The sequence below is a fragment of the Flavobacteriales bacterium genome (genome assembly GCA_013214975.1).
Lineage (GTDB): Bacteria > Bacteroidota > Bacteroidia > DT-38 > DT-38 > DT-38.
This window is the reverse complement of the sequence record JABSPR010000098.1, coordinates 1-1,624: the sequence shown is the minus strand read 5'-3', so window position 1 is coordinate 1,624 and position 1,624 is coordinate 1. Positions and strand designations below refer to the sequence as shown.

1 protein-coding gene is annotated in these 1,624 nt (G+C 38.2%); it reads right to left on the bottom strand.

Features of this window, described 5'->3' with window-relative positions; translation table 11 throughout:
* The coding region (locus HRT72_03930; protein NQY66856.1) for a hypothetical protein at positions 1-1,624 on the bottom strand (1,624 nt) is incomplete at both ends.

Sequence of the window (1,624 nt, the reverse complement as noted above, 5' to 3'; positions counted from 1 at the left end):
TAGAATTCGAATTAAGTCAGACGTGTATACAACGCTTCTTCGCTTCAAATTCTCTAAGTTGCTATCCTCTATAAATCCGTGCTTTAGCAATGGTCCATTAAACACATTCTCGAAGGTGTATCCTTTCTCGGTAGTCTCATCAAGCGTATTGAATTTCACCAGGGGATGTTGGAATTGATCAACGCGGAAGTACACTTCAGCCAAGAGCTCGTTAACATTGAAGTCAGGCGCTACGATTAACTTTCCGAAGAGAGCAATCTCCTGAATCCTGGATGCTGTGAACTTCGAATAATCTTCACATAAGTTTCTGTACTTGCCCATATACGACCATACGCCTTGGTCATCATACAGATAAGAGAATACATTCTTTAATTTATCTATGTAATTCTCATACATTGGAGCTGTTACAAGTTCCATTGTATCGTGAATCGCTTTTTCTAATTCTATTTTTTCAAGGTAAATATTGGGAAACTCTAGCTCCAAAGCCGTTTCTACTACGCCATCACTTGGCAACATTAAATCCGTTTTAAAAGTGATTCGAGTTAATAGCGTAATATCTTTAGCAACGTTATTCTTAACAATTTTAAAGGTTGATTTAATATCAAACAATTGATCTACGCCATTAATGCTAACGTTTGTAATTGACTCAATTATTGGCCCTGACACTAAGTTTGAGCCCGAATAGTCACGCTTTACACCATTAGATAGCTCGTTCCAATCCAGAAAGTTGACCGTGAAATCGTAGGTCTGCCCTTCATGTGTAAATGAAGACTTGATTGGCGTACCGTCTTCACCCGTTTTCAGTCTTATATAGGCTTTAATCAGGTGTCCTTGAAGGTCTAGCTCTGCATAATAGTCATAGAAGTAATCGTCGTAGCTTAACTTGTCCACAGCGAAAAAATAATCTTCTGGAACAGGCTTATTGGGATCTAACGAACGGTATTTAAGAGTTCCAGGGGTTAAAGTTGCTTCACGTAATGACCAATTAATGTCGTCCCAATACGGAAACAAAACACTGATTGTGTAGCTATTACTACCAACTATAACTACTTGCTCGAAATAATTTTGATTGAGATCTCTTTTAAAATCTGGAAAATCGGCTGTAGGATCTTCATTTATTTCCTCTTCAAATTCAATTTGAATTCCATACAGTCCGTTTAGAACAATTTCGTCGTTGTTCTCAAACTCAATTGGTTCCGAATCCGTAGCCTTTGGAAGTACTGCAATATTTTCTTTTACAAGCCCTAATTCATCATTGGCTTCAATTGGCTCAACGAGTTCCTTTTCAGGCGTATAAGTTTCGGTATAACTAAGAAATGTTTCTTTATTGGGATGCGAAACTGCGAAAAATGGAATTTCAGTTCGTTCTGCAATTACAGGGAATGCATTGCGAATCAAAAGTCGTTTAGATTCAATAGGTCGATTAGGATACGGCATATCCAAAAGGACTTTTCTTAAATCCTTAATGGTAACGGGCTTATTGGGCAACGCAGAATTTGCCAATGGAAGGTCAATATCCAAAGATTTACCGCCTTTGTATCCTGCCAGTATATCATCGACACCAAATGACGTTCGGTAGCTTAAATCGGCAATACAGAAGGCCAACACCTCCATTTGAGAAATC